This window comes from Synechococcus sp. KORDI-52 (assembly GCF_000737595.1).
Taxonomy (GTDB): domain Bacteria; phylum Cyanobacteriota; class Cyanobacteriia; order PCC-6307; family Cyanobiaceae; genus Parasynechococcus.
Map to the genome: position 1 here is coordinate 922,328 of NZ_CP006271.1, position 18,524 is coordinate 940,851.

Here is an 18,524-nt window from a genome sequence, read left to right on the forward strand (position 1 = left end):
CATGCCGATGAAACCCCTCGCCGGCGTTTTTCTGGCCCTTGCCTGTGTTCTTGGCATTGCCAGCACGGGTTGCGTGTTTGAACTGGCCTACGGCGATCCCGATCTCGGGGTCAAAACCACCAGCTGGATCCTGGCCCTGGCGGCTCCCGGGACCGTGGGGACTCTCCTGGTTGCCATACGCCTGAACAAACCGGCCTGATCGGGGGCGACCGATCGCGGCATCACTTTTACGATCCGCTCAGTTCCTCCATGGACGTGATGGCACGCTTTCGAATCGTGGCCGCTGTCAGCCTCGCTCTCGCAGCGACCTCAATACCCGCTGCTCTGGCGCAGGGTTCGCTCTTTACAGCGGTGCCTGTGGAGATGAGCAATTTCATTTTGGTGTCGGCCCCGATCGGCCAGGGCCAACGCTCTCAGTTGAACATCTACGAGCAGCGGACCACGAAACGCCCCTGTTATGCAGTGGATGCGGGTGTGCCAGCCCAGGTGGATCCCCTGCTGTCCACATTTGATTTCACCGGGGTCTGCAACCGCTACATCGATGGCAACGGCTACTCCCTGCGCATCGGTGGTGATGACCTGGGCACCCGTTATCGGCTCAGCGTGGTGAACACCGGTCGTGATATCGAACTGCTGGCGACACCCACGCGTAATCCCTCCCAGCCGACCTTGTTGGTCGCTCGGGCTGGCGGTTCCGCCAGTGGTTTCATTCAGCTGAAGCTCGAGCCTGGATGGACCTTGAAGCGACGTGCCTACGGCAAGAAAAGCCTGGGTCACCTCTATGTGTATCGCGATCATTCACCGGCAAGCAGTGCACCAGCGGCTAATGCAGCACCGGCCAGTTCCAGCACAGTACCGGCTGAGACGGCACTGATCGAACGTGCACCAATCGACACTCCAGCGCTCGACGATCCAACATCCGACAACGTAACGACTCCGTCGTACTGAGCTGGGCGCAGAACCGGTGAAAACACCTGTTGTCGTCCCGTGTCAGTGATTTCACACTGAAGGAAGACCCAGGAGGATGTGATGAAAACAATGGTTGCGCAGTGGTTTCAGTGGTTCGGTGAAGCGATGACCCATGCGCTTGGGTCGTTCAACGATCGCCATCTCCAGCCCCCGCCGATTGGTACCCAGCCCTACCGAGACACCCCGGATAAGCGGGCCCGTGACTACTGAGGTCCAGGCTGCTTGAGCAGATCGGTGCAGCGGTAGCAACTCGCTTCCGCCACCGTTTGGCGATCGACCGTGATCCGGTCATTCAGATCGGCAATGGTGCGTGCCACGCGCAACAGCTGAAGACTGCTGCGCATGCTCAGGCCGCGCTGTTCGATCAGCTGTTCCCAGAGGTTGAGGCCTTCTGCTTCGATGGCCCCGCTTTGGCGCAGCGCTGACGCCGACAGTCTCCCGTTGCTGGCTCCGCCAGGATTGCGTTGTTGCATTCGCTGCCGGGCCCGTTGTATTCGCGCGGCGTTGCACCAGAACGCTGAGGCTTGCGTTGGGCTGGCCTGCTTCAGCACCGCTGTCATTGCCTTGGCGGAGCGCCGTTCCAGCCGCAGTTGAAGATCGAGTCGATCCAAAAGCGGGCCCGACAGCCGCTGCCAGTACCGCCGGCGTTGGTTGATGCTGCAGCGACAGCCGTGGTCCCGGTCGCCATGCCAGCCGCAGGGGCAGGGATTGGTGGCTGCCACCAAGGTGATCAAGGCGGGGAAGACCGTGCTCTGTTGGGCACGGCTGATCCGCACGGCACCGTCCTCCAGGGGCTGCCGCAATTGATCCAGCACCGTACGCGGAAATTCCGCCAGCTCATCGAGGAAGAGCACTCCACCGTGGGCCAGGCTGACTTCACCAGGACGGGGTGAGCGTCCGCCGCCCAGCAAGGCGACTGCGGAGCAACTGTGGTGGGGCGATCGAAAGGGACGCTGCTGCTGCAGTTGATCAATGCCATGCAGATGGCCGGCGACGGAATGGATGCGCGTGATGGTGAGCGCCTCCTTTCGGTTCAGGTCCGGCAGCAGTCGCGGCAGATGGTGGGCCAGGCGGGTCTTGCCGCAGCCGGGGGGACCCACGAGCAGGAGATGGTGGCCGCCGGCCGCCGAAAGGGCCAGGGCCCGTGAGGCCAGGCTGTTGTCCAGGCAAGGCCAGGGCTCCGGGTTGGCTGCGCGCTTGAAGGGTTGGGAGCGGCTGCCACTGATCACTGGCCAGGCTTGCTCGCCTTTGAGCTGCTGAACAAGAGCGCGCAGGTTGGGCGCGGTGCGGACCGGCAGCCCATCTATCAAGCTGGCTTCAGGGGCATTCTCAGGAGGGATCACAAGGGCCTGGGCCTGCTGCTGATGGGCCTTTTCGGCAAGGGAAATCACCCCGCGGCAGGGCCTGAGGCTCCCGTCGAGCCCCAGTTCGCCCGCACACCAGAGGCCCTCGAGTTGGGGGCGGGCGAGCTGCCCGCTGGCCACCAGAAGAGCCAGGGCGATGGGGAGATCAAACGAGGGGCCTTCCTTGCGCAGATCCGCAGGTGCCAGGTTGATTACCACGCGCACCAGAGGGCCGCGGAAGCCGCTGTTGCGCAGGGCGGAGCGGACCCGCTCCCTTGCTTCCTGAATGGCCTTGTCCGGCAGGCCCACCAGCTGGACACCCGGCAGGCCTGGGGCAAGGTCCACCTCCACCACCACCGGTCTGGCCTCCAGGCCTTGCAGGGATGCACTGAGACAACGTGCCAGCATTCTGTGGTGGGTGACGCAGGACATTCATGCCCCTGCTGTCACACCGGTCCGGCTGTTCCGTTGTTCTCAAGGCCCATGGCAGACGACACCATTTTCGGCAAGATCCTTCGAGGCGAGATCCCTTGCGATGAGGTCTACAGCGATGAGCAGTGCCTGGCCTTTCGTGATGTCGCCCCCCAGGCTCCGGTGCATGTGCTGGTGATTCCACGCCAGCCGATTGAAAGTCTGCGGTCCGCTGCCGCTGAGGATGCGGCCTTGCTGGGGCATCTGTTGCTGGTGGCTGCGCGCGTGGCCAAGCAGGAGGGGTTGGACGACTTCCGCACCGTGATCAACAGCGGCGCCGGTGCGGGCCAGACCGTCTTTCATCTCCATGTGCACGTGATCGGTGGACGTCCCCTTGCCTGGCCCCCCGGCTGAGCCTGAGCTGGTCAGAATGGGCCTATGACTGTTTCTGCAACGGGTTCGAGCGCCGGGCTTCGCGGCCAGCTCAACAAGCTCCGCAACCTGGCTCAACCCTTCTTTCTCCCCCTCGATCAGGCCACGGGGAGGCAATTCACTGGTCTGTTAATTGCCCTGCTGTTCTGTGTGGGCGGCCTTGTGCTTGTCGCTCTCACTGGGTTGACAGGCTTATCACAACAGATACTCCCGGATTTCACCGACAAATACTTCGGGGGTGTCGCTGAAACGATCAACACGATCTGGAGTGGTTGGTGGGGAATTGCATTCAGCGCTCTTTTCCTGATCGGCGTCGCTTCATTCATCGTGATGCGTCAGCAGCTGCGTGGTCGTCGTTGGCTGCACTGGCTGATGCTTGGTGCGATTGTGCTGATGCTGCTCACTGTGAATGGGATCAATGCAGGAATTGGCTTTATTGCGCGTGATTTGACCAACGCCCTCGTTGCGAAGCAAGAAGAGGGTTTCTATCGAATTCTGATTATTTATGCCTGCTGCTTTGTCGTTGCTCTCCCGATTCGCACGGCGCAGATTTTTTTCACGCTGAAGCTTGGTTTGGTTTGGCGTGACTGGCTTTCGCGCAGTCTTATTGGTGATTACATGCGTAATCGCGCCTACTATGTACTGAATCCAAACGATGAGCAGGCGACTGATCTTGACAACCCAGACCAGCGCATAACTGATGATACGCGGTCTTTTACTGCCCAAAGTCTTCAATTCACGCTTGGGATCTTCGACGCGCTTTTGACCTTCTCTCTGAATATTTTGATTCTGTGGAGTATCAGCCAGAAGCTCACTCTTGCCTTATTTGCCTACGCCATAGTATCGACAACAGTTCTTGTGGTTGCGGGTCGACGGTTGGTCAGGATTAACTACGACCAGCTGCGCTACGAAGCTGATTTTCGATATGGTCTTGTCCATATAAGAGATAATGCTGAATCCATTGCTTTTTATTCGGGTGAAGAGCCTGAGCGGCAAGAGACAAGCCGGCGTCTGGGTTCAGTTGTCCGCAACTTTAATCTTTTGATTGTTTGGCAGGTCATCATCAGCGCGATGCAAAGATCTGTTGGATATGCGGGTGTGTTCTTCCCGTATTTGGTGATGGCTGGACCATACTTTTCTGGTGAGGTTGATTATGGACGATTTATCCAGGCAGGTTTTGCCTTCAATATGGTTGAGGGCTCCCTTTTGTTTGTGGTCAATCGAATTGATGAATTGGCCCAATTCACTGCTGGTGTAGGCCGTCTTGAAGGTTTTCAGAGCAAAGTCGAGCAGGTCGGTCGTGAGGTCGAACCTGCTGTTTCAACGGGATCAGACGCCATCGTCGTTCGACATGCGGATCTCACGCCTCCAGGGGGGCAGCAGCCGATTCTCCGGGATTTGAGCTTGAGCATTGGAGAAGCAGACCGTCTTTTGGTGGTCGGTCCATCCGGTTGTGGCAAGACGTCCTTGCTGCGGATGATCAGTGGTTTGTGGGCGCCCAGCCATGGATCGGTTGAGCGCCCGGAAACAGGCGAGCTTTTGTTTATCCCGCAAAAGCCTTACATGCTGTTGGGCACGTTGCGGGAGCAGCTCTGTTACCCCACGGATGAAACCCGCTTCAGTGATGACCAGCTGCATCACGTTTTGGAAGAAGTCAACCTCGGGAGTCTCCTGAAGCGCTATCCCGATCTGCAGGTCAAGCAGGATTGGCCTCGGATTCTCTCTTTGGGCGAGCAGCAAAGGTTGGCCTTCGGTCGCCTCCTGCTCAATGCTCCCCGCTTTGTTGTGTTGGATGAAGCCACAAGCGCCTTGGATGTGGCGACTGAAGAGCATTTGTATTCCTTGCTCCATCAGCGGGATCTTGCTGTGGTCAGCATTGGTCATCGCCCCACGCTGAAGTCATTTCATGACTCGGTTCTTGAGCTGAGTGGACATGGAGACTGGCGGCTGATCCCGGCGACCAGCTATGACTTCGGGCGTTCCTGAACCGGCCGGATGACCTCCACCCGCCAGACCCCTGACACCACGTCCGTTCCGGAGACGTCTGCCACCACCAACGATGTCCCGGCCTTCGGCTGGAGTGGCTACGCCGAGCGGGTGAATGGCCGCTTCGCCATGGTGGGTTTTGTGGCGGTGCTGCTGATCGAGGTGCTCAGCGGAGACACCTTTCTGCACTGGGCGGGGCTGCTGCCCTGATCAGGGCAGCCGGATCAGATCCACGTCCCAGCGTCCGTTGCGGCTCACCTGCACCGCCAGTCGCCGCCCGGATCCGTCCAGGCTGACGCTGCGGGGCACACCCGGTGGATCCAGGGGCAACCGTTGCGTCGCCCCGGCGTCGCGCCGGTAGAGCACCAGTTCCGTGCGGTCCTCCCGTTGCTGGACCACGGCCAGGCGTTGCCCATCGGCACTCACGCTGACGCTGATCGGTTGAGCATCAGCACGGTTGAGGCCCGGCAGGGGCACGGGGCTACGGCGGCGCAGGTCGATCAGTTCGACCCGCTCCCGTCCGTTGCGTTGGCCCAGGCTGGCCAGCCAGCGTCCCCCCAGGGAGGGATCCCGCCGGCTGTTCACGGATTGCCGCAGCAGGCCGTTGAGATCAGGCCGGGGGGTGGGCCTGGGGCTGCTGCATCCGGTCACCAACGCCAGGCTGAAGAGCAGAGCTACGCGGATCATGGCTCTGATGGCAAGACCGGTGTGGAGAGGCTCTGCCCCGGAGGACGGTCCGGCTCGAGCAGATCACTCAGATCCAGCAGCTCCACGCGCCACCGGCCCTGATCCGTCACCTGCAGGGCGATCTGCTGGGCATCCGGCGCCAGGCTGAGCTGCACTGGGTCTCGGCCCCCCGGCAGCGGCAGGGGGTGGATCCGTCCGTTCAGACGGTCAGTTACCACCGCAAGTCGCCGACGCCCCCGCTGGGTAATCGCTGCGAGGTAACGACCGTTCCAGCTCAGGGAGGGGGAGCTGTGGGGCTGATGACGGCTCAGCTGAGGAAGAGACACCAACGATCCGTCGCTCAGGCGGCGGAGCTGCACCGTGAGCCGGCCGCCGCGATCGCTGACAACCGCCAGCCACTCACCACTGCCACTCAGGGCTGGGGCCTGCTGACTGGCGGCGAGTAAGCCACCACCGGCCCGTTCACTGCGACCGTTGCAGCCCGCCAACGCCAGGCTGGCGAGCAGGATGAGCAGTGGGCGAGGCAACTGGTTCAGTCGTCGAAGCGGGAGCTGTTGTCCCGCGGTCGTTCAGACGCGGGCCGTGAGCTGCGGGGGGGTTGGCGGTTGCTGCTGGGCCGGTTCGAGGCCAGCGGCGGCTCAGCGGATCGTCTGGAGTCGTTCCCGGCGCCTGGGCTGGAGCTGGGGCGTCCGCGGTTTGGCGCTGTGCCGCTGCGGCTTGGGCTGAAGGCTGCATCCTCAGCTCCGGACACAGCAGGCTTACCGGCGGGCCGTTCGGATCGGCCCAGTGGACGGCTGCCGCGGCGTTGATCGTCCCGTTCCGTACGCCTGGATCCGAAGTCGGGTCGACGCTCATCTTGAGCTTCACCGGCCCGGAAGCGGGCCATGCGGCGGGAGCGTTCGTCGTCTTGGTTCCAACCGGTATCGCCTTGCTCGCGTCCTGAGGAGCGACGGCTGGCCGCTTCCTCTGGAATGGCTGCACGGCTTGTGCGCCGTGGTCTGTAGAACTCCTCTTCGGGCCTTTCGTCGGCGTCGTTGTCTCGGCCGGAGAAGCGCCGCCGCACCGGCTGGGGTTCGTCAAAACGGTCGTAGCCACCGTCATCCCAGCCGCCTCTTAGGCCTCCTGGGTTGTCGCCGCGGACCGGGGCGGGTTCGTCATCGAAATAGGCGGAGCGCCGCGCCTGTTCGGTGGCGACGCCGCGCAGGCGCACGCTTTCGTAGGCAAAGAACACCGTGGTGCCTGCAAGCAGGAACTGGCCGAACTGAAGAATCGGGTCGAGGCGCCATCCCTGGAAAAAAAGGATTCCGCCGCACAGCAGCCCGATGGCGGCGAAGAAGACGTCGTAATCCCGTGCGAGGGCGGGCTTGAACGACCGCATGAAGTAGAGCAAAGCACCGCCAACGGCCAAGACAATGCCGACGATGCTGGCCCAGTTGAGACTGGCGTTAACCAAAGCTCTGCTCCCGCTTGGGACTCAGTCTACGAGGGCCGCCAGGGGCGGATCAGAGCTTGCGGTCGACGCGGTCGGTCTGGCTCAGCAGGATCAGGGCGATGGTGGCGGGAATTACGACGATCACACCTCCCCAAACGAGGCTGCTCAGAAAGTTGGAGAGGGAGGGGGTCATGGGGTTGCTTCTGTCTGCGTCAAAGCCGCGATGATCTTAAGGAGCGATGCCGTCTTTCTACGATGAGGGGACGATTTGCTTTGAGGTTTGTGACGCCGCTGCTGCTCCAGGCCTTGCCAGCCCTTCATCTGATCCTGGGCATCCTGTTGACGGCCTGGACCCTGGCCTTCCTGCTACGCATCGTGCTCACCTGGTATCCCCAGGTCGACCTGAGCCAGGGCTCCTGGCCCCTGGTGGCCTGGCCGACGGAGCCGGTGCTCTCGCTCAGTCGTCGGATCATTGCCCCGATCGGTGGAGTTGATGTCACTCCGGTGATCTGGGTTGGATTGATCAGTCTCGTGCGCGAGCTGCTCGTCGGTCAGCAGGGCCTGCTCTCTCAAATCCTGATGCATGCCCAGGCGGTTGCCTGAGCTCAGGGCAGCATTTCCTGCTCCACGAACTTGGTGTGTACATCGCCGTTGATGAACTCCGGCCGATCCAGCATCTCAAGATGGAACTCCACTGTTGTGGGAATTCCGGTGACTGCACACTCATTCAGGGCCCGCTTCATCCGTGTCATGGCGTGTTCGCGGTCCTTGCCCCAGACGATCAGCTTGCCGATCAGCGAGTCGTAGAAGGGAGGGATGTCATATCCCGTGTAGACGTGGCTGTCGACCCGAACGCCTGGACCTCCGGGCGGTAGCCATCCCGTGATGCGTCCGGGGGCGGGACGGAAGTTGTGCCGGGCATCTTCGGCGTTGATCCGGCATTCGATCGCATGGCCGCTGAGCTGGATCTCCTCCTGTCGGACACTGATCGGTTCGCCACCAGCAATGCGCAACTGCTCGGCGATCAGGTCAACACCGGTGACCATTTCGGTCACCGGATGCTCCACCTGGATCCGGGTGTTCATCTCCATGAAGTAGAAGCCACCGCTGCGATCCAGCAGAAATTCCACCGTTCCGGCACCTTCGTAGTTGATGCTTCGGGCGGCAGCAACGGCGGCTTCGCCCATGCGGCGGCGAAGGTCGGGATCCAGGGCCGGGCTGGGGGCTTCCTCCAGCAGTTTCTGGTGACGGCGCTGGATCGAGCAGTCCCGTTCACCAAGGTGCACCACGTTGCCATGGCGGTCGGCCAGCACCTGCACTTCCACGTGGCGGGGCCGATCGATGAATTTCTCCATGTAGAGGCCTGGGTTGCCGAAGGCGGCTTCCGCTTCGCCTTGGGCTGCTTTGTACAGGCTCTCCAGCTGACTGGCGTCTGGCACCAGGCGCATGCCGCGACCACCGCCGCCGGCGGTGGCCTTGATCATCACGGGATAGCCCATCTCCTCGGCCAGGGCGGCGGCTTGGTTCGTACTGCTGAGCAGACCTTCACTGCCGGGCACCGTGGGAACGCCCACCGATTGCATGGTCGTTTTGGCGGTCGACTTGTCCCCCATCGAGCGGATCGCGTGGGGTGACGGTCCAACGAAGGTGAGGCCGTGATCCCGGCACATTTCGGCAAACTTGTCGTTCTCCGCCAAGAAGCCGTAACCGGGGTGGATGGCATCAGCTCCGCGGGAGGTGGCGGCCGCCAGGATGTTGGGAATGTTGAGGTAGCTCTTGCTGCTCAGGGCCTCGCCCACGCAGACCGCTTCATCGGCGAGCTGCACGTGCAGAGCGTCCTTATCAACGGAGCTGTACACCGCAACCGTGGCGATGCCGAGCTCGCGGCAGCTTCGAATGATCCGGAGGGCAATCTCGCCGCGGTTGGCGATCAGCACTTTGCCGATGGGCATCCCGCAGCATGTTCAGGCTTGACGCCGGATCGTATCAGCGACGACCGATGAACCAGAGGGGGGCTCGCCCCCGCCCGGTATGATCTGGTCTCGACGACGCCCGAGCGGCGCAGTCGACCACGCGGATGTGGTGGAATTGGTAGACACGCACGTTTGAGGGGCGTGTGGCTTCGGCCTTGCGAGTTCAAGTCTCGCCATCCGCATTTTTTCCTTTGGTTCGTCCCCACGCACCTGAACCAGGACCGGCCGTTGTTCTTGTTTCGAACGGTCCTGGTGAACTGAGCACCTGGGTCCGCCCCCTGGCCCAACGGCTGCACGCCAATCTCCGTCTGCGCCCCCGGTCGTCAAAGGCACCAGCATCCCTGCATCTGGTGTTGGTGCCCTGCCCCAACGCCACCGGCCAGGAGCGGGCAGCGGCGGAACCCTGGGGCTTGTTCGAGCGCATCGTTCCGGCAGGACGCTTCTGGTCGCTGCTGTTGCGCCCGCAGCGCTATGGCCCTTGGCCGCAGAAGGGTGTGGTGGTGTTCCTGGGTGGTGATCAGTTCTGGACTGTGCTTCTTTCGGCTCGTCTCGGTTACCGCCACATCACCTATGCCGAGTGGGTGGCGCGTTGGCCGGGCTGGAACGATCGGATTGCGGCGATGTCGGACGCGGTGCGGCGCCAGCTGCCGGTCCGTTATCAGCACCGATGTCGCGTGGTTGGTGATCTGATGGCGGATCTGTCGTCCTTCGCGCGCCGGGAGGATCCTTTGCCGGAGGGCCAGTGGGTGGCTCTGCTGCCTGGATCGAAGCCGGCCAAGTTGAGCGTCGGCATGCCGTTTCTGCTTGATACCGCTGATCGTCTGGCTCGGTTGCAACCCGGATGTCGCTTCCTGCTGCCGCTTGCCCCCACCACCAGTGTTGATGAGTTGCTGCGTTTCGCTAGCACATCCAACCCGATTGCTGCCCGCTACAGCGCCTCTGTGGCGTCGGTGGAGCAGGGGGAGTTGGTGACGGGGGTGGGGACGCGGATTCGTCTGCTGGAGCAGCATCCGGCCCATGGCCCCCTGAGCCAGTGCGCTCTGGCCCTGACCACGGTCGGTGCCAACACGGCCGAGCTCGGCGCTCTTGCCGTGCCGATGATCGTGATTGTTCCCACCCAGCACCTGGAGGTGATGCAGGCCTGGGACGGCGGGCTGGGGCTGCTGGCGCGTTTACCGGGTCTGCGGCATCTGATCGGGGTTCTCTTGACCCTCTGGCGTCTGCGTAACAACGGGTTGATGGCCTGGCCCAACATCAGTGCAGGCCGTGCTGTGGTGCCGGAGCGGGTGGGGGCAATCACCCCTGAGGAGATTGCGAGGGAGGCCTGCGATTGGCTGGACGCCCCCGAGCGGCTTGACGGCCAGCGCCAGGACCTGCAGGCCTTGCGGGGGGAACCAGGGGCGGTGGCGGCATTGGCCGCTGAGGTGAGGGGGTTGCTTCCCCGAGAGCTGAACGCTTCCTAGGCTGCGGTGACACCTGGTTCCGACGACCATGTCCCCGTCCAATCCGGCCGAACGCAGCGCCGAGGAGTGGAAGCAATCCCTGACGCCGGAGCAGTTCCAGGTGGCCCGCTGCGGCGGCACGGAGCGGGCCTTCACAGGGGCTTACTGGAACAACAAGGCCACGGGGATGTACCACTGCGTCTGCTGTGGTGCGCCGCTGTTCAGTTCCGACACCAAGTTCGATTCGGGCACGGGCTGGCCCAGTTTCTGGGACGGTGTGAGTTCCGAGGCGATCACCACCAAAGAGGATCTGACCCACGGCATGGTGCGCACTGAAATCAACTGCGCTCGCTGTGACGCCCATCTCGGACACGTCTTCTCCGATGGCCCTGCCCCCACAGGCCAGCGCTACTGCGTCAACAGCGCATCGTTGGATTTCAAGGCGTCCTGAGCCCCTGCCAGCCCCTCAGGCCCGATCACCAGGGATCGTCGAGATCCCGGTCCTGCCGTTGGGGAGTTGCATCCTGCATCGGTTCAACATCCAAAGGCTCGTCGGACTGTTGAACAGCACGGCGGGAAGCAGGCATGGCCCGCCTCGGCGGCTGTTCGTCATAGACAGGCTGTTCTGCATATGCAGGCTCCTCGTCGTAAGGCGCTGGTTCGTCGTAGGCCCGTGTTCGCTCAGGCGGCCGCTCCTCGTAGCGGGCAGGTTCGCTGTAGCGCTGCTCGTCGTACCGCTGGGGCTCGTCAAGGTAGCGGCGTTGCGGCATGGCCTCCTGACGCCGATCCTCCAGTTCCACGTATTCCAGTTCTGCATCGGCTTCAAACCGCTCGGCCTGGGAGGCCTGGAGGCGCCGTTGTTCCTGCTCCTGGGGTTGTCCCGAGGTGAGCTGGTTTTCCACGGGGACCAGGTTCACCCTGTAGCGCTCCCGCTCCTGCTCTTCCCAGCTGGGACCACCAACCCCCAGTTTCTCCAGCACGCCGCTGTTCAGCTGTTTGAGCTTGTCTTCGGCTCCCTCGTAAACAATGATCCGATCCGGGCCGCTGCTCACGATCTCCTCCACAGGCATCTCCCAGGTGCTCAGCACCCCTTCCCCCAGCAGGGGTACGCCGAGGGCCCCCATCACCAGGGTGGTCAGTTCCCCGGTTTCGATGTCGAATGCAAAGCCGAGCACCCGCCCCAGCTGCTCGCCTGACTCGGTGATCACCTGGCAGTTGATCACCCGGCTGTAGCGCTCAGGGTTGAAGTTCTCACTGAGGGAGTCGGCGGAATCCACCAGGATCACGTCGCCCACCTGACGGATCCGGTCCAGCGGCATCCACCGCGGCAGGCCCGGCAGAAAACGGGTCAGAGGGTTGTCCCGCAGCCCCACGGCCACCACTTCACGGCGGTCGATGTCCACGATCACCTCACCCACCACCCCCAGGCGGCGGCCGGTGTCACGGGTGATCACCTGGGTGCCCATCAGTTCGGAGCGCAACCAGAGGCGATCGCTGGGTACGCCAGTGGTGATGGCGTCGTTGGGGGTAGGGGTCGGGGTCAAGCGCGGGCCCTCGGCCATGGACATTCAAACCATTGTGGCGCAGGGGTTCCGCCTGTCACGTTCAGATTGCACAGCGAAAACCCCGATCGTTCAGGCGGCATCCGGTAGACCCACCACCTGGGTGTGTGCACCTCGGGCCTGTGTGACGCCAATGGTGCGCTGGGCTGCACCGATCATCGGGCGGCGGTGGCTGACCACCATGAACTGGGCTGCCTCCGCCTGACGGGCGATCAGGGCGGCGAGACGCTCCACATTGACGCCGTCGAGGAAGCTGTCCACCTCATCGAGCGCATAGAACGGCGACGGCCGGAAGCGCTGCAGGGCAAACAGAAAGCTCAGGGCGGTGAGTGATTTCTCCCCACCCGACATCGAGGCCAGACGCCGCACGGTCTTGCCCTTGGGATGCGCCACCAGGGTGAGGCCACCCTCCAGGGGCTCATCCGGGTTCTCCAGTTGCAGGTGCCCATCACCATCGGAGAGCGAGGCAAAGATCTCGCGGAAGTGGCCATCCACGGCGGTGAAGGCTTCCATAAAGGCGTCCTGGCGCAGGGTGGCCACGGTTTCGATGCGCAGCAGCAGTTCCTCCCGCTCGCTGTTGAGCACCTCGAGCCGCTCGTTGAGTTCATTGAGGCGCTCATCCAGGGCCTCCAGTTCTTCGAGGGCCAGCATGTTCACGGGTTCCAGCGCTTCCATGCGTTGCTGGATCGCCTGCAGATCGGTCTGCAACGCCTCCAGGCCCGCAAGGCGCAGAGCCTCAGGGATCTCGGGTCTCGGGTCCGGCAGGGCCTGCTCCATTTCCTGCAGGCGCACTACACCGCTGCGCTGCTCTTCGATCAATCCTTCGCGGTCTTCCTTGAGCCGTTCCAGATTCCACTCAGCCTGCTGAAGGGCCTGACGCTGCCGGCCCACCTCGGCTTCCGCGGCATCCCGGGCCCGGCGTTGGCTGCCGAAACGCTCCTGGAGGTCGGTCTGCTGCCGCTCCAGTTGTTGTCGCTTCTCCTGGAGGTCGCTCTGTTGCTGCCGCCAGTTGCCATGGGCGCTGGCCAGGGCCTTCACCGCCTCCTGCAGCCGGGCTTCTTCGGAGGCCAGGGCCTTTTCTTGGTCCCCCAGGCGTTCGATCGCCAGCTGCCGCTCGCGGCGGGCGTTCAGCAGCTGGTCACGTTCGCGGCGGGCCGCCTCCAACCGTTGGTCGGCGGCTTCCTGTTCCGTCTGCAGTTGGGCCCAGGCGGCGGCATCGTCGTTGTTGCCGCTGTTGCGCTCCGCCTCATCCAAGGCCTGGAGCTCCGCGGTGAGTGGGGTGAGTGCAGCGCTAATGGCTTCGAGCCGCTGCTGTTGCTCGGTCTGATCCTGCTGCAATTTGCTGAGCCGTTCGGCCCGCTGGCGGCTGCGCTCGAGCAGAGGGCCGTGGTTACGCCGGGCGGCATTGCGCTCGGCGATCAGGGCCGCCTGTTGCTTTTCCAGTTCGCGCAGCCGGGGTTTCTGCTGCTCGATCAGTTGGGCCAGCTTCGACTCCTCCCGCCGGCAGGCCACCAGGGATTCCCCCAGTTCCAGCAGGCGCCGCCGCAGGGGTTCGGCTTCGTCCTGATCGCTGCTGCGGCCGAAGCTGAGGCTGCTGCTGCGCTGGGAGAAGCTGCCGCCGGTCATGGCGCCGCTCTTTTCCAGCAGCTCCCCATCCAGGGTCACCGCCCTGGAACGGCCCAGCTGTTGGCGGGCGCTGGCCAGGTCGGAGAACACCAAGGTGTCGCCGAAAACGTAGGCAAACACCTGGTCATAGACCGGCTCGAACCGCACCAGTTCCACGGCCCGGCCGATCAGTCCAGCGCCGCTGTCGCCACCGGGGCGTGCTCCCCGTGCAAAAGCGGCGGATGATCCGCCGCCCCCTGGTGCGCGGATCTTGTTCAGCGGTAGGAAGGTGAGTCGGCCGGCACGGCGGCTCTTGAGCAGGTCGATGGCGCGGGCGGCGATGCGGTCGTCGTCGACCACCACCTGACCGAGACGGGCCCCCGCGGCCACTTCCAGGGCGAGGCGATGGCGGTCCTCCACCTCCCCCAGCTGGGCCACAGGGCCATGGATGCCATCGAGGCCGGCCTCCAGCAGCAGGCGCAGGGCCCCTGTGCCCCGGCTTTCCTGAAGGGCATCCCGCCGGCTCTCCAGACGCGCGATCTCCCGCTCCAGGCGGGTCTGCTCCTGCTCCAGCCGGCTGCGGGTTCTCTGCTGGATGGCCAGGGAGTCGGCGGTCTGCTGAAGCTCCTGTTTGCCGTCGGCAATGGCTTGCAGCAGGGTTTGCCAGGTTTCCTCCAGGGTGGCGAGTTGCTGCTGCACGGCGTCACCATCGGCGCCGTCCTGGTGCTGCTCCTGGGTGAGCTCCTCCAGCCGCTCCCGTTCCTGGCGCAGCCGTTCCTGCAGCTGCTGCTGTTCTTCCAGCAAGGGGGCGACGCTGCTTTGCAACTTCTGACGGCGACCACTGCGGCGCTTCTGCTCCTCCACCCAGGCTCCGGAGCGGCCCGCCACATCCGCCAGCCGGCGGCGGGACATCTCCACCGCCGCTTCAGCGGATTTGCAGGTGTCGTCCGCGGCGGTCAGGGCGTCCTGATGGGGATCGCGTTCCAGCTCCCGTGATTGCAGCTGCCATTGCTGGCGACGGGTGGCGAGGTCATGGCGCTGCGCCTGCAGTTTCTGGCCTTCCTCCTGGTGGAGGTTGGCCTGGCGTTCCAGTTCTCGGCTGCTGGTGTCGAGGCCAGCCAGTTCCGCCTGAACCGCCAGCAGCTGGTCTTCCCCAAGGGCCTTCACCTGCTCCTGCAGCAGCTCCAGTTCGGCCACAGCCCTGTTCAACTGCTCCCGGCCGCTGGCAATGGCCGCGGCATCTCTCTGCTCCTGGGCCTCCAACGCCTGTTGGCGTGTGGCCAGATCCTTGAGGGCCTGCTGAGCGGCTTCGTAGGCCAGCACCATTTCCTGGCGGCGGCCCAGTTGCAGCCGTTCCCTGAGGTCCTGGTACTGCCGGGCCTTGGCGCAGTCCTTCTCCAGGCGTTGCCGGCTAGCCAGCAGTTCCTGCTCAATGATCCGGCAACGCTCCTGGCGCTCCTGCACGTCATCGAGCTTGCGGCGGGTCTGTTCGATCCTGGTGTCGAACAAGGCAACACCGGCCAGTTCATCGATCAGGCCGCGGCGGTCCCGGTTGCTCATCGAGACGATGCGGGTGACATCCCCCTGCATCACCACATTGCTGCCCTCGGGATCAATCCGGAGTCGCCGCAGTTGGGTCTGCAGCTGCTGCAGATTGCAGGCCTCCCCGTCGGCGCTGTAGCTGGAGCTGTAGGAGCCCCCCGGCATCACCCGCAGTTTGCGGGTCACCGTCCATTCCCTTTGCCCCGGCTGGATCCAGGGGCCTTCTGCAGGTGCCTCCAGGCCTTCTTCGGCGGCATCAGGCGTCCAGTCGCTCAGATCGAAGCGAACACTGACGATTGTTTCTGCGGCCTTGCCGGCCCTGAGCATGCCGCTGTTCACCAGGTCCGGCAGGCGGTCGGCCCGCATCCCTCGGCTGGTGGCCAGGCCCAGGCAGAACAGAACACCATCAAGAATGTTGCTCTTGCCGGAGCCATTGGGGCCGGTGACGACGGTGAATCCCTCCTCAAGAGGGATGGTCATCGCCCCACCGAACGACTTGAAGTGCGTCAACCCAACCTGATTGATGTGAACCAACAGGATCTGGGGCTGTCAGCAGATTGAAACTAGCGGACCTCACGAAAAGCTCAAGGGTTCGATAAGCAGCAGTAACCCTCTGCGATGTGAAGGCGGCCTTGAAGGTCCCCTTTGAGCTGCAGGGTGACTGCAGCATCCGTGGCGATGGGGAGCACGCCGCTGTAGCTGCCGGAATGGATCCGTTCAGCCCATCCCCTGTTGCCTGAAACGGCAGCACTGCGTGGTTCCAGCCAGACCAGCCGATGCGGCGGCAGGGGAACTGCCGGTTGCCGCTCTCTGTTCAACAGCGGCACCGTCACGAGCCGCCAGGTTCGGCAGGTGTCCCCATCCTCAAGCAGCAGATCGACATGGCATCCAATGGGGTCGTCCGGTGCTCCGGTGTGACGCAGGAGGGCGTATCGCGGCAAAGACTTTCCCTCAGGCTTCAGTCTCCCTACCCTTTTAACGGTTTCTGCCAACGGTCTTTATGGCCTCGTCACCTCCGCAGTCCAACGGCAGATTCGAGCACCACTTTCGTGAGCGGTTCGACAGCCTGCTGCCCACGATCCAGGAGCGCTGGCCTGATCTGGCCCATCACACCCTGGAGGCCACACGGGGAAGTGTTGACGAGCTGGTTCGTCTTATTGAGCAGAGCACAGGCCTGACGCCCCAAGGGGTGCGCGATCAGCTTGAGGAGCTTCTCCATGGCGCGGGTGATCGCAGCCGTGACTGGTCCGACAGTCTTGATCCCCTGGAAGAGCAACTCGAACAGCTTCTGGATGAGTTGAACAGCACGCTGCGGCCGAAGATCGAGGCGCCCGTACGCCAGCGACCACTCCTCGCCGTGGGAGTTGCCCTTGGCGTTGGTTTGCTGCTGGGCAGCATGCTTCGCGGAGGACGGCGCGCCTGATGGCCGATCAGAACTCTCCACGGGGATTCGGAGCAGCAGCCCGGGTGACGGCGTTGGCAGCGTCAGTCATGGATCTGCATGTGCGGATTGCCTTACAGGAAGTGGATCGGGAGAAACGTCGACTGATCAGTGGTGGTCTGTTCCTCGTCATCGGCGGAACAGCCATGTTCCTGGCTTTGCTGGCGGGGGAAGCGTTATTGCTGCTCTGGATTCAGGCCCAGTGGGAGTTGGACTGGATGCGTGCTTTGCTGACGCTCTGCATGGCCAATCTGTTGCTGGCCGGCATCAGCTTGCGCATTGGCGGACAGGTGTTGAAAGGACCGTTCCTGCCTCAGACGCTGGAAGGAATCAGCCGAACGATGAGGGCTGTGTTGGGGCGCTGAGTGCTCTGCAAAGAGGAGCAATTGAAATTCCCTGAAACAGAAGATTGAGGATGACAACAATGAAGATAATGCCCTGCGAATTCTGTGCCAGCTGGGCCGCGGCCAGCGGTTCCAGACTGGGGTAGGTGGAAATGGCCTCCTGCACATTGAAGGACAGCGCAAGGGGGACAGCCCCGCGAAGTCCGCACCATGCGATCAAAACTGACTCTCTTCGATTGAAGGGTGAAATGCTCTGAAAGCAGACAACACTTATTGGCCTTGCGATCAGCATCAGTGCTGCAGCGGCGGCCAGCCCTGCAGGAAGACAAGGAGCAAGATCAGCGGGGTGAATAAGGAGGCCGAACAACAGAAAAATACTGATTTCTGTCATCGTGTTGAACGGAAGGAGCACGTCCTGAATGCTTTGGTGGTTGAGTTCCGGATCGTTGTAATGCAGGTTGGCCATGAAGGCTCCTGTGACGTAGACCGAAACAAAGCCTGAGCCACCCAGAAAAAAAGAACTCCCGTAATCTATTAATGCGATAGACATCGCAACGATCAAAAGTTGTTCTTTGTCTATGACGAAACTGTCGATTGTCAGTTTTGAGATGTAGCCGAAGGCAATGCCGATCAGAAGACCAGACCCAAGTTTCTGCAGCAGTTCGCTCGACGCTGCGATGGCCAGTGATGGGAACGAATCGTGAGTGTTGTTTGAGGCGATGAATAGGCTCAGAAAAATGCTGAAAATGATCAGTGCCGAGGGATCATTCAGGGCGGATTCAAATTCCAGCAGCTGCAGCACCTTGCGTGGAATATGGCCTCGAACTTTGCGTAGCACGCTCAAGGTTGCGCCAGCATCGGTTGATCCAAGGCAGGCTGCGATCAGGAATGCAGCCCCAAGGGGCATCGTTTCACTGATGCCCGGAGCCAGTGCAGTGCCTGTTGAGGAACTCAACCAGTAGATCGAGATCCCGAGAAGGATCGTGCAGATCGCCACTCCTCCGACGGCAAGCAACAAACCGTATTCCAGAAATCCCCGGATCGATTTCAGGTCTGTTTTGAGTCCTGCGTAGAACAGAAGAAGCGCCAGGGCGAAGGTGTGAAGGTTGTCAACTTCGGCATGACTGACATCCAGAACATGAATATTGATCATCAAACCAAGGGCTAGCACCCCCAGGATTGCTGGGATGCCGATACGGATTGAAAAACGGTTGATGATCAGCGTGCCGAGAAAGATCGCTCCGATAAACAGCAGTTGTGCTTCGACGGGCACGCTGTGCAGCGATGACGGGCCTGCATGCGCAGCTGTTCCAAAGGGCAGCAGCAGAGGAGGCATATGAAGATGTGACCAGGCG

Annotated in this window: 21 protein-coding genes and 1 tRNA gene; 12 read left to right on the plus strand and 10 right to left on the minus strand. The window is 62.6% G+C overall.

Going from position 1 to position 18,524, the window contains the following annotated elements:
* Position 1 precedes the first annotated feature (1 nt).
* From KR52_RS04575 to KR52_RS14730, 3 genes are all read left to right on the plus strand, one after another.
* On the plus strand, positions 2–199 hold the full coding sequence (locus tag KR52_RS04575; protein WP_038553055.1) for a hypothetical protein: 198 nt from the start codon (positions 2–4) through the stop codon (positions 197–199).
* Between the two features lie 50 nt (positions 200–249).
* A complete protein-coding gene (locus tag KR52_RS04580; RefSeq protein ID WP_038553058.1) occupies positions 250–948 on the plus strand; it encodes a DUF3747 domain-containing protein in 699 nt (232 codons plus the stop codon).
* A gap of 81 nt (positions 949–1,029) precedes the next feature.
* Entirely contained in the window at positions 1,030–1,179 is a 150-nt protein-coding gene (locus KR52_RS14730) for a hypothetical protein (RefSeq protein ID WP_173402193.1), read from the plus strand.
* Here KR52_RS14730 and KR52_RS04585 read toward each other — a convergent pair.
* Positions 1,173–2,720, minus strand: coding sequence for a YifB family Mg chelatase-like AAA ATPase (locus KR52_RS04585; RefSeq protein WP_038553061.1), 1,548 nt, complete (start codon positions 2,718–2,720; stop codon positions 1,173–1,175). The genes KR52_RS14730 and KR52_RS04585 overlap by 7 nt on opposite strands.
* A 75-nt stretch (positions 2,721–2,795) precedes the next feature.
* Here KR52_RS04585 and KR52_RS04590 point away from each other — a divergent pair, with 75 nt between their 5' ends.
* Genes KR52_RS04590 through KR52_RS04600 form a run of 3 tightly spaced genes read left to right on the plus strand, consistent with a single transcriptional unit; the run spans position 2,796 to position 5,351 of the window.
* A complete protein-coding gene (locus KR52_RS04590; protein WP_038553064.1) occupies positions 2,796–3,137 on the plus strand; it encodes a histidine triad nucleotide-binding protein in 342 nt (113 codons plus the stop codon).
* A 24-nt stretch (positions 3,138–3,161) separates the two neighbouring features.
* The gene (locus KR52_RS04595; protein ID WP_038553067.1) at positions 3,162–5,141 is read left to right on the plus strand and encodes an ABC transporter ATP-binding protein/permease; all 1,980 of its coding nucleotides are present in this window, start codon (positions 3,162–3,164) and stop codon (positions 5,139–5,141) included.
* Positions 5,142–5,150: 9 nt separating this feature from the next.
* The gene (locus KR52_RS04600; RefSeq protein ID WP_038553070.1) at positions 5,151–5,351 is read left to right on the plus strand and encodes a chlorophyll a/b-binding protein; all 201 of its coding nucleotides are present in this window, start codon (positions 5,151–5,153) and stop codon (positions 5,349–5,351) included.
* Here KR52_RS04600 and KR52_RS04605 read toward each other — a convergent pair whose 3' ends face one another.
* From KR52_RS04605 to psbX, 4 genes are read right to left on the minus strand one after another with little or no spacing between them, the layout of a single operon-like run.
* Positions 5,352–5,828, minus strand: a complete 477-nt coding sequence (locus KR52_RS04605) for a hypothetical protein (protein ID WP_038553073.1) — start codon at positions 5,826–5,828, stop codon at positions 5,352–5,354.
* Positions 5,825–6,355 carry a hypothetical protein gene (locus KR52_RS04610; protein WP_038553076.1) on the minus strand — a complete coding sequence of 177 codons (531 nt, stop codon included), beginning with the start codon at positions 6,353–6,355 and terminating at the stop codon, positions 5,825–5,827. The genes KR52_RS04605 and KR52_RS04610 overlap by 4 nt, the downstream gene beginning before the upstream one ends.
* Positions 6,356–6,360: 5 nt before the next feature.
* Entirely contained in the window at positions 6,361–7,281 is a 921-nt protein-coding gene (locus KR52_RS04615) for a Ycf66 family protein (RefSeq protein WP_038553079.1), read from the minus strand.
* 49 nt (positions 7,282–7,330) lie between these two features.
* Positions 7,331–7,453: a photosystem II reaction center X protein gene (gene psbX / locus KR52_RS04620; protein WP_038553082.1), complete on the minus strand. Its 123-nt coding sequence runs from the start codon at positions 7,451–7,453 to the stop codon at positions 7,331–7,333.
* Between the two features lie 89 nt (positions 7,454–7,542).
* Here psbX and KR52_RS04625 point away from each other — a divergent pair, with 89 nt between their 5' ends.
* Positions 7,543–7,863, plus strand: coding sequence for a YggT family protein (locus tag KR52_RS04625; protein WP_038553085.1), 321 nt, complete (start codon positions 7,543–7,545; stop codon positions 7,861–7,863).
* A 2-nt stretch (positions 7,864–7,865) separates the two neighbouring features.
* On the opposite strand, the gene accC is transcribed toward KR52_RS04625, so the two are convergent.
* Complete coding sequence (gene accC, locus KR52_RS04630; protein ID WP_038553088.1) at positions 7,866–9,212, minus strand: acetyl-CoA carboxylase biotin carboxylase subunit; 1,347 nt, start codon at positions 9,210–9,212, stop codon at positions 7,866–7,868.
* Positions 9,213–9,333: 121 nt separating this feature from the next.
* On the opposite strand from accC, the gene KR52_RS04635 reads away from it, so the two are divergent.
* The 3 genes from KR52_RS04635 (at position 9,334) to msrB (ending at position 11,126) form a co-directional block, all read left to right on the plus strand.
* Positions 9,334–9,415, plus strand: a tRNA-Leu gene (locus tag KR52_RS04635).
* Between the two features lie 9 nt (positions 9,416–9,424).
* Positions 9,425–10,696, plus strand: coding sequence for a hypothetical protein (locus tag KR52_RS04640; protein ID WP_038556840.1), 1,272 nt, complete (start codon positions 9,425–9,427; stop codon positions 10,694–10,696).
* A gap of 28 nt (positions 10,697–10,724) precedes the next feature.
* Positions 10,725–11,126, plus strand: coding sequence for a peptide-methionine (R)-S-oxide reductase MsrB (msrB, locus tag KR52_RS04645; protein ID WP_038553091.1), 402 nt, complete (start codon positions 10,725–10,727; stop codon positions 11,124–11,126).
* A 25-nt stretch (positions 11,127–11,151) separates the two neighbouring features.
* On the opposite strand, the gene KR52_RS04650 is transcribed toward msrB, so the two are convergent.
* From KR52_RS04650 to KR52_RS04660, 3 genes are all read right to left on the minus strand, one after another.
* On the minus strand, positions 11,152–12,219 hold the full coding sequence (locus KR52_RS04650; protein WP_038556843.1) for a PRC-barrel domain-containing protein: 1,068 nt from the start codon (positions 12,217–12,219) through the stop codon (positions 11,152–11,154).
* 90 nt (positions 12,220–12,309) lie between these two features.
* A complete protein-coding gene (smc, locus tag KR52_RS04655; protein WP_038553094.1) occupies positions 12,310–15,918 on the minus strand; it encodes a chromosome segregation protein SMC in 3,609 nt (1,202 codons plus the stop codon).
* A gap of 50 nt (positions 15,919–15,968) precedes the next feature.
* On the minus strand, positions 15,969–16,325 hold the full coding sequence (locus KR52_RS04660) for a hypothetical protein (RefSeq protein WP_038553098.1): 357 nt from the start codon (positions 16,323–16,325) through the stop codon (positions 15,969–15,971).
* A gap of 59 nt (positions 16,326–16,384) precedes the next feature.
* On the opposite strand from KR52_RS04660, the gene KR52_RS04665 reads away from it, so the two are divergent.
* Together KR52_RS04665 and KR52_RS04670 are read left to right on the plus strand one after the other, a co-directional pair.
* A complete protein-coding gene (locus KR52_RS04665) occupies positions 16,385–16,807 on the plus strand; it encodes a YqjD family protein (RefSeq protein ID WP_038553101.1) in 423 nt (140 codons plus the stop codon).
* Positions 16,807–17,190 carry a phage holin family protein gene (locus tag KR52_RS04670; RefSeq protein ID WP_038553104.1) on the plus strand — a complete coding sequence of 128 codons (384 nt, stop codon included), beginning with the start codon at positions 16,807–16,809 and terminating at the stop codon, positions 17,188–17,190. Before KR52_RS04665 ends, KR52_RS04670 begins: the two co-directional genes overlap by 1 nt.
* On the opposite strand, the gene KR52_RS04675 is transcribed toward KR52_RS04670, so the two are convergent.
* Positions 17,156–18,505, minus strand: a complete 1,350-nt coding sequence (locus tag KR52_RS04675; protein WP_038553107.1) for a cation:proton antiporter — start codon at positions 18,503–18,505, stop codon at positions 17,156–17,158. The genes KR52_RS04670 and KR52_RS04675 overlap by 35 nt on opposite strands.
* Between the last annotated feature and the right edge of the window lie 19 nt (positions 18,506–18,524).